The sequence below is a fragment of the Acinetobacter gandensis genome, assembly GCF_001678755.1.
GTDB classification, from domain to species: domain Bacteria; phylum Pseudomonadota; class Gammaproteobacteria; order Pseudomonadales; family Moraxellaceae; genus Acinetobacter; species Acinetobacter gandensis.
The window spans coordinates 1-9,457 of sequence record NZ_LZDS01000020.1; the positions used below are offsets into that span (position 1 = coordinate 1).

General features: G+C 40.1%; 7 protein-coding genes, 1 rRNA gene and 1 pseudogene. 3 read left to right on the forward strand and 6 right to left on the reverse strand.

What is annotated here, in order from left to right; genetic code table 11:
- From A9J31_RS15580 to rsmB, 3 genes and pseudogenes are all read left to right on the forward strand, one after another.
- Positions 1-167 (forward strand): annotated as a pseudogene (locus A9J31_RS15580) (IS5/IS1182 family transposase); the annotation flags it as partial.
- A gap of 263 nt (positions 168-430) precedes the next feature.
- Positions 431-1,390, forward strand: a complete 960-nt coding sequence (fmt, locus tag A9J31_RS07075; RefSeq protein WP_067763417.1) for a methionyl-tRNA formyltransferase — start codon at positions 431-433, stop codon at positions 1,388-1,390.
- A complete protein-coding gene (rsmB, locus tag A9J31_RS07080) occupies positions 1,390-2,697 on the forward strand; it encodes a 16S rRNA (cytosine(967)-C(5))-methyltransferase RsmB (protein WP_067763407.1) in 1,308 nt (435 codons plus the stop codon). The genes fmt and rsmB overlap by 1 nt, the downstream gene beginning before the upstream one ends.
- A gap of 78 nt (positions 2,698-2,775) precedes the next feature.
- On the opposite strand, the gene A9J31_RS15385 is transcribed toward rsmB, so the two are convergent.
- The 6 genes from A9J31_RS15385 to rrf all read right to left on the reverse strand — a co-directional run bounded on the left by A9J31_RS15385 (position 2,776) and on the right by rrf (position 9,427).
- On the reverse strand, positions 2,776-2,883 hold the full coding sequence (locus tag A9J31_RS15385) for a methionine/alanine import family NSS transporter small subunit (protein WP_081410288.1): 108 nt from the start codon (positions 2,881-2,883) through the stop codon (positions 2,776-2,778).
- Between the two features lies 1 nt (position 2,884).
- Entirely contained in the window at positions 2,885-4,369 is a 1,485-nt protein-coding gene (locus A9J31_RS07085) for a sodium-dependent transporter (RefSeq protein ID WP_067763409.1), read from the reverse strand.
- Positions 4,370-4,732: 363 nt separating this feature from the next.
- Positions 4,733-5,293, reverse strand: coding sequence for a DUF1287 domain-containing protein (locus A9J31_RS07090; RefSeq protein ID WP_067763411.1), 561 nt, complete (start codon positions 5,291-5,293; stop codon positions 4,733-4,735).
- A gap of 96 nt (positions 5,294-5,389) precedes the next feature.
- Entirely contained in the window at positions 5,390-6,838 is a 1,449-nt protein-coding gene (locus A9J31_RS07095) for an aldehyde dehydrogenase family protein (protein ID WP_067763413.1), read from the reverse strand.
- A gap of 546 nt (positions 6,839-7,384) precedes the next feature.
- The gene (locus A9J31_RS07100) at positions 7,385-8,758 is read right to left on the reverse strand and encodes an MFS transporter (RefSeq protein WP_067763415.1); all 1,374 of its coding nucleotides are present in this window, start codon (positions 8,756-8,758) and stop codon (positions 7,385-7,387) included.
- Between the two features lie 554 nt (positions 8,759-9,312).
- Positions 9,313-9,427: ribosomal RNA gene (gene rrf, locus A9J31_RS07105) — 5S ribosomal RNA — on the reverse strand.
- Positions 9,428-9,457 lie beyond the last annotated feature (30 nt).

Sequence of the window (9,457 nt, forward strand, 5' to 3'; positions counted from 1 at the left end):
ATCATCGGCGAAGTTTGGTTGAAACTAAGATGCATTGCATCAAATTATTAGGAGATAAACTCAGTGCAAGGAGTTTTGATAGCCAAGTGAATGAGATCCATGCACGTGTAGCAGTTCTTAACAGATTTACGGAATTAGGTCGACCACTTACCCAAGTTACGCCTTAAATTTGGCTCAATTAGGGGCGCTTTGCATTTCAAATCTTTGTGCAACAAAGCCATACCGGAATAATCACGTATTATTTTTTGATGGTTTTTTCCTCTTATTTTCATCAAATTTCTATAAGTGGGCGATTTTAACTGGCCGTTTTTAAAGTGAAAATTTTGTCAGTAAATGACCTTTTTTCATCTATTAAATTTGCACTGCTACATAACCCAGAGCTAGCTTTTGTTATAATTGGCTGATCCACCACAAAATCGGTTTGTTTCCATTGAAAATCATCTTTGCCGGTACACCAGAATTTGCCGCAACAGCTCTTGCTGCATTGCTCAAAACTCAACATGACATCGTTGCGGTATACACTCAACCTGACCGCAAAGCTGGCCGCGGACAAAAGCTAACGGCATCTGCAGTGAAATTGTTGGCACTGGAACACAATATTCCTGTGTATCAACCACTACATTTCAAATCATCTACTGAAGAAGGTTTGGCTGCTCAAGCTGAATTGGCGGCTTTAAATGCCGATGTAATGGTGGTCGCTGCTTATGGTTTAATCTTGCCGCAAGTGGTCCTCGATACACCTAAGTACGGTTGCCTCAATATTCATGGTTCCTTATTACCGCGTTGGCGTGGTGCTGCACCTATTCAACGTGCTATTGCCACAGGCGACCATGAAACCGGAGTAACCATTATGAAAATGGCCGCTGGTTTAGACACCGGTGACATGATGTATAAAACCATTTGCCCAATTGAAGCAACAGACACCTCTGCATCTTTACATGACAAACTTGCTCTACAAGGTGCCGAAGCAACTGTACAGGTTTTAGCATCAGAAGAAAGCTTACAGCACTACCTTGAACAACGTGAAGTGCAGGACGAAGCATTAACTGTTTATGCACATAAACTTTCAAAAGCTGAAGCGAAACTAGATTGGTCTTTGGATGCGATCCAAATTGACCGAAATATTCGTGCATTTAATCCATGGCCTGTGGCTTTTATCCAACTCGATGAACAAAACAATCTTCGTGTTTGGAATTCACAACTTTCAGATGCAAATGCAAAAGAGGCTCAACCAGGCCAAATCATTGCAATTGATAAACACGGTGTACATGTTGCCTGCGGCAATAACAGTGTAATTCGTCTGACTACGCTACAATGGCCGGGCGGTAAACCGCTGAATGCAGTTCAAATCCTGCAAACTCAAAAATTGAATATTGGACAAATTTTATAATGAAGCAATCTCCCCACGCCTCAGGTAAAAACCTCAACTTACGTGCTCAGGTTGTGAAAACGTTATTGGCTGTCCAAAATGGTCAGTCGCTACAGTCTGTACTGGCACAACATATGAATATCGTGTCAGACAAAGACCGTGCGCTCTACCATGAATTGGTTTTAGGTTGCCTACGTCAATGGCATGCGCTTAAACAATTAACCTTACCATTATTGTCAAAGCCACTAGAAAACCAAGTCGTTGAAACCTGTCTGTATTTGGGACTCTATCAATTGCTGTGCACCCGTGTGGCGGCACATGCAGCGATCTCTGAAACAGTAGAAGCCAGTAAACAATTGGGCATGGAAAGTTTAAGTGGCGTGGTGAATGCGATATTACGTCGCGCGACTCGTGAAACTGAACAATTTTATGATGTCCTTGAACAAGCGACCAACTTACCAAGTTGGTTATCCAAGCGACTGAAAAAGGATTGGGGCGAACAATTTAACGAAATCAGTTATCAGCTGAAACAAGTTGCTCCTCTCACTTTACGTGTTAATACTCGTCAAGTCAGCCGTGATGAGTACCTAGATATCCTGCTAGATGAAGGTATCGAAGCACATCGCTGTGAAATTTCAAACGTCGGTATTGTGATGGATGAAAGCTTGCATATTCCAAGCCTACCGGGTTTTGAAGCAGGTGGTTTTTCCGTACAAGATGAACACGCTCAACTGTGTGCAACCCTGTTGCCAAATTTAGATGATAAATTTGTAATTGATGCTTGCGCTGCACCGGGTGGCAAAACAGCACACATTCTTGAGACTTTTGATCTACGCAAAATGATCGCATTAGATCAGGATGAAAAGCGTTTAAAACGTGTGACGGAAAATTTAGAGCGTCTAGTTTTAGATGGTAAACATGTTGAAATTATTACTGCGGATGCAGTGACTTGGACAGCACCTGAACAAGCAGATTGTATCGTCCTTGACGCACCATGTTCAGCAGTAGGTGTGATGCGTCGTCATCCTGACATTCGCCTACTTCGCCAATCTGGCGACATTGCAAAAACAGTCGAGTTGCAAAAACAAATTCTTGAAAATATGTGGCAGCAGCTTAAAGTGGGCGGCACCCTGCTTTACATCACCTGCTCGATTTTAAAAGCTGAAAATGAGCAACAAATGGTGAATTTCTTTGCTTCGCATGCTGATGCACAAGAAGTCAAAATTGACGCCGATTGGGGCATTGAACAAATCCACGGTCGTCAGTTATTCCCTGAAGTGGGTCATGGTGATGGTTTCTATTATTGCCGAATTACAAAAACGGCTTAATACCTACTGATGTTTTGTCTATAGATATATTAATAAAAAAGGAACCTTGAAGGTTCCTTTTTTATTGGGAAGAAGATCTTAATCTTCTTCGTCAGGATGTTTCGCTAAGTGGATGGAGGCCAAGATTAAGCCGCCCCAAAGTAACACGATAGAAATAATCAACATCACCATTGCGGAAGTATTCATTTTATTTCTCCTCAGTTTCTTTGTCTTTCATGCAACTAAATACAATTGCACCAATTACAAATACAGCCATCACCGCACCTGCTACAGGTAACAGTACTTCAACTGGATATCCACCGTAGCCTTCTGTTGCGATTGCTTTAATGGTTAAGCCCAATGCCACCAAGAGTGATAAAGGTGTAATTACCGTAATTAAGAAATTCCAACCAAAGCCCAATTTAATACTTGAGTACTGATTTACGTGGTCTTTCAATTGCGTTAACAATGGACGACGGAACCAAGAAACCAAGATAATAGAGAACAAACCACCCGCCACAATACCAATGTTATTCGCGAAGTAGTCAATGATATCAACGAAAGTAATCGCGCTATGTGTCGAGAAAATCAAGGTTGAAACAATTGCAGAGCCACCGCCGACAATCGTTACAGCTTTCTTACGTGACCAACCCAATTTATCTTGGAATGATGCGATTGGCACTTCTAAAATACTCACCATTGACGTAATACCCGCAACAGCAAGAGATGAGAAGAATAGGAAGCCAAATAAGTCGCCGCCTGCACCTAAGCTCGAAATAATTTTCGGGAATGCAATAAAGGCTAAACCAATACCGCCCGAAACCACTTCATTTACAGGTACACCTGCACTATGTGCCATAAAGCCCAAAGCTGCAAAAATACCAATACCTGCCAAAATTTCAAACGATGAGTTAGCGAGTGCAACCACCATACCTGAACCGGTTAAATTGGTTTTTGCTTTCAAATAAGACGCATAAGTCAACATGATCCCGAAACCTACAGATAACGAGAAGAAGATATGACCGAATGCTGCCAACCATACTTTATAGTTGGTCATGGCTTCCCAGTTCGGTGTAAAGAACGCATTTAAGCCATCTGTTGCACCTGGTAAGCGTAATGCTTGAATAACAAGAATGCTGAATAAAATCACCAACAATGGAATAAAGATTTTATTAGAAAGCTCTACCCCTTTCTTTACGCCACCGTAAAGAATAAACACGGTAATTGCCCAAACAATCACTAAGCCAAAGAACAATGTCGGTACGAAACCAAAGGCAATACCATCGGCATTTTGCAAATAGGTATTAAAGAAGAAGCCTTGAGTATCTTCACCCCATTTTTGACCAATCGAGTAGTAAATGTAGCTGCCCGCCCAAGACAATACGCTGGCATAGTAGATACCGATGATCAATGTCACCATCACCTGCCACCATCCCAACGCTTCACTATTCATCAACTTTTTGTACGCTGTTGGAGGTGCTTTACGGAATTTGTGACCGACTGCATAGTCAAGAAACAACAATGGTAGACCCGCTGCAAAAATCGCAACCAAATACGGAATTAAGAAGGCACCGCCACCATTTTCATAAGCCACATATGGGAAACGCCAAATGTTACCCAAACCTACCGCCGAACCAATCGCGGCAATAATAAAGCCTGATCGTGCTGACCAGTTTTCACGTTTATCTGACATAGAACACCTAAACCTTAGGCGGCTCTTTGCTGCTTGTTATGGTTATATCGCGAGCAAAAAAGCACCATAAAAATAAATTCTGGGTGTTTGATCTAGTAAGTTACCTTGTGAGCTTCTTTACTAGAAAGCAAACAGAAAAATAAGTCATCAATTTTTGTTAAAAACATAACAAAATATTTTTCTTTTGTATGAATTCAACAATACTCACTTTTCCAGCCTTTTTCTGTAATTTCTGAAGCAAATATTCCATTTTTATAATCTGTTTTATATCAAATGTTCATTTAATCAGCTTATTTTTTATACAACAAAATTATCAATAATATAACTTTTAGGAATGATATATTTATAGTGTAATCCACTTAGTTATTTCACTCGATAGTGTCCAGTAATTTTATAAGCATATAAAATGTCTTCTTCCTGCGTACCTGACCCAATATTGTGAATAATCAGCGGTGTCTTGTTTAGATTAGATTGACGGTCTGAAACAATACCAATATGTACAAGCCCACGACCTAAGTCCCAAGTGACAACATCACCTACTAAATATTGCTGATCCAAAACTTGATAGCCCTGGCGTTTCATCCACGTTTGTATATTCGGCACACGGCGGTGATCAATATTTTTGTCTGGCCCTTTCAGTCCCCATTTTTGTGGATAGGATTTAAAATGAGCTCTCATATCTTCATGAATGGTTTTTTGCAGATCAATCCCCTGCAAACGTAATGCCCGAATCACCACATCGGTGCATACACCTTTTACAATCGGTACATCTCCCATTGGGTACGATAGCTGAGTATATGCAGGATCATAGTGCAAGGTCTTGCCAATTTGTCCACGCGCATCCGCCACCATTTGCTGAGCATCCAATGCCCAAGACGAAACTTGCACGGTAATTAAACTCAAAAATAAAAAAATCTGCTTCATCTGTTCTTATTCACTGCATTACTTTTTATAGGAAAGATTGTACTCAAAATAAAGGCACCGATCAGACCATGCTGATTGATGCCTGATCAAACTAGATCATGATAATTTAATCGCCAGCACGCGCTCTTCTTGCATATCACGAATAGCCGATTGAATCCCTTCACGACCCAAGCCAGAGTCTTTTACGCCGCCATAGGGCATGTTATCAACCCGAAATGATGGGATATCATTAATGATTACACCCCCCACTTCCAGATGATTCCATGCATACATCATCTTATTTAAGTTTTGAGTGTAGACGCCGGCCTGTAAACCAAAACGGCTACTATTTATTTTTGCGATACCTTTTTCAAAGTTCTTGTACTTCTCTAAAATCGCCACAGGACCAAAAATCTCGTCCTTATACACTTCTAATGACGCATCAACATTTTCCAATAAAATAGGATCAAGCAACGCACCTTTCAACTCACCACGAACCAGGGCTTTTGCGCCTTTTTTAATCGCCTTATCCACCCATTTATTGACCCGAATCGCTTCAGCATCCTTAATCATCGGCCCCACCATTGTGCTTTCGAGTTCTGGGTTTGTAGCCTTTATTTGCTTCATTTTAGCGATCATTTTTTTCTTCACATCGGAATAGATATCCGCGTGAACTAAAATGCGTTGCACACTAATACATACCTGCCCTGCATGATTATATGCACCTCCAACCAAACGATCGATAAATGCTTCGCTGATCTCTGTGTCTGGCTCAATCAATACCGCGGCATTACCACCTAACTCAAGTGTGACTTTTTTACGTCCTGCCCGCGCTTTCATATCCCAACCGACTACATCAGAACCCGTGAAGCTGAGTAATTTAAAGCGATCATCTGTCACCAACACGTCCGCATGTTCACGTGGACATGGCAGTACTGAAAACACGCCTTTTGGCAAATCTGTTTCAGCCAAAACTTCTGCAATTTTTAACGCTGAGATAGGTGTCAAACTCGCAGGCTTCAATACAAATGGACAACCTGCAGCAATTGCAGGAGCAATTTTATGCGCCGTTAAATTGATAGGAAAATTAAAAGGGCTGATCAATGATACTGGACCAATCGGCACATGCTTGACCATGCCCTGATAGCCGGAGGCAGCTGATGTCACCGCCAATGGAATCATGCGACCATCTTCAATTTGTGTGACAGCATCCGCTGCAATTTGGAAGGTATTAATTAAACGCTCAACTTCAGCCGCCGCCGCTTTACGCGGTTTACCGCCTTCTGCAATTAACAAGTCTGTTAATTCTGCACGCATTTCATTAAAGCGTTTCACACAATGCAACAGAATTTTTTGTTTTTGAAATGGCTCAAGCGCGGCCATTTCAGCAGCCGATTTTACTGCCGATTGAATGGCTTGCTCGATGGTTTGAGCATCTGCCAGCGCAACTCGGGCAAAGACTTTCTGACTATATTTATCTTGAACCTCAAGCCATTGTTCAGTTTTTACAGCTTTGCCTGCAAGGTATAAAGGATAATCAGTGACTTTGACTGTTGATTCAGACATTTTTATTTCCTTAGGATTCCGAATAATAACGCGATTTCTATAAATCCTATCATGCGCTGAGTTGGCTTTAAGTTCACTATATTTACGTAACAAGGCTGATAAAAAATGGGCAAAAATGCAGAACTTTTTAGGTTCATTACCTTATTTAAAAGTCATTGCGACTAAAAGCACAAGCAGCAAGATTATTAGAAATTGAATTTTTCAAAAAACCTAAAAAATTAAATATAAGCATTTTAAAACATCAACTTAATTTTATATAAAAAATTATAATTGCATGTTTTTTACACATATTTGTGAGAAATATCCTACAACAACTGAGGCAGATTCATCTAGGCATGCCTTATCTAAAATCCTATAGTGAAGCCATACCGAGACAGGATGTCTCAAACTTAAAACAAAAAGAAAAACCATACGACAAAATGCAATGGAACAATTCACCTTGCAAAGCATATAGAAGAGCCCTGACAGGATGTCGGGGCTTTTTTACTTTATAATTAAAATATTGATAAAAAAGCCCATCAGAAGATGGGCTTTCTAAAGTGAGACTTAACTATATGAACGCTGTGCTTTCAAGGTTTTTCGTTGTGCCTCAGCTTCAGCTGCAACTTCTTCATCAGTTTGTGCTTTGCGAATAAAGAACACTGCAATTGCTGCAATCACAACAGGAATCCCCACGGCCATAAAATTAATTTGATGTGGTAACTCTTGAGACAATAAATAACCAATCAAAATTGGACCTACAATTGCACCAGTACGGCCAACTGCAGATGCCCAGCCAATACCGGTTGAACGTACAGACAACGGATAGTATTGAGCTACATAGCTATACAGTAAAATTTGCGAACCAATTGCAGAAGCACCCGCAACAGCTACCAACAGATAAATCACAGGTTGTGGTGAGTTAAATCCAAGTAGTGACAGCGCTACAGCACCTGCTAAGCACAGTGTAATAATCACTGGTTTCAAATGGAATTTATCCGCCAAAATACCACCACCAACTGTGCCAATAACCGCACCAATGTTCATGGCCAATAAAAACGTCAGACTACTACCTAAAGAATATCCTGCGGCCATCATCAGTTTTGGCAACCAACTGCCTAGTGCATATAACGTTAATAAACACATAAAGAAGCAAAGCCAAAACAGTGCAGTACTTAAGCCACGCCCCTGTTTATATAGCGCTTTAACAGAAGTTCCACCTGGTACAACAACTTCAGTTAACTCAAGTTTTGCTGTTGAACTTAGATTTTGTTCAGGTGCAATTTTTTGAATCATTTGGCGTGCTTCAGCCGTACGTTCAACTTTCACCAAAAAAGTCAGAGATTCAGGCAAGAACTTCCATGCTAAAGGTAGCAATAACAATGGAATACCTGCAATAAAGAACATAATTTGCCAGCCATGATCTGCTGTAAACCATGAACCAAATAGTGCTGCCATAATGCCGCCCATAGCATAACCACTAAACATAGTGGTTACTAAGGTACTACGTAGACGTTTAGGCGCATATTCTGAAGTTAACGCCACTAAGTTTGGTAATACACCACCAATACCTAAACCAGCAATAAAACGTAGCACACCAAACTCTGTCGGATTCGTTGCAAAACCGCCAGCAAAAGTAAAAGTACTGAATAAAAACACACAGATCATGATGACTTTTTTACGACCAATTCGATCGGCCAAAGTACCAAACATCATCGCACCAAACATCATACCCGCTAGTGCTGTACTAGCTAACATACCCGCTTGTACAGCTGTTAATCCCCAGTCTTTCATTAGCAAAGGTAGAGCTACCCCATTGATGGCCAAATCATAACCATCAAATAAAATCAAAATTAAACACCACAACATGATGCTTAAATGCGACTTCGTGAATTTGGCATTATCAACCACATTATTCACATTCACTGTGCTTGTAGACATTGAAACTCACCTCCAATTGTGAGATTTATTTTTCAGCTACAATGCCGTTTTTGATGATGAATTGTCCAAAATTACAAAGGTATAGACTCATACCTTTAGGATATATGCGGTTTTTTTAGTTATAAAATGTCAGAGAAATGAGTATCAAAATGAAATATTTACACATAATAAAAATGGTGGACGGAGGGTCTAGTTTTTATAATTAATAATATTCAATGACTTAATTAACACCTAATGACAATCAGACAATAGATTATTTGATATTGATATTGTCAGATTAAAACGCGATTTTTTCATAATAAATACGTTGGACTACGATCTAAGTCTAAGATTTCTATAGTGAATAAATAAAGTTGAGCTTAGGTCTTATAAAAATCAAAATAAAACCCTAATAATTTAACTTTAATTAAGTGTTTAAATAAGCAAGAAGGCAGCTGAGTTCCTGATTCCTAGGTGAAATAACGCTTTGGTTTTCATTTTTTGATTTTTTTATCATTATTAAGGCATAAAAAAATCCCCCTATCTCATAAGAGTTAGGGGGATTTTGAATAATGAGCTGGCGATGACTTACTCTCACATGGGTAACCCCACACTACCATCAGCGCTAAGAGGTTTCACTTCTGAGTTCGGGAAGGGATCAGGTGGTTCACTCTTGCTATTGTCGCCAGCACAACTGTTATGGACTTGTTCGGGTCTTAT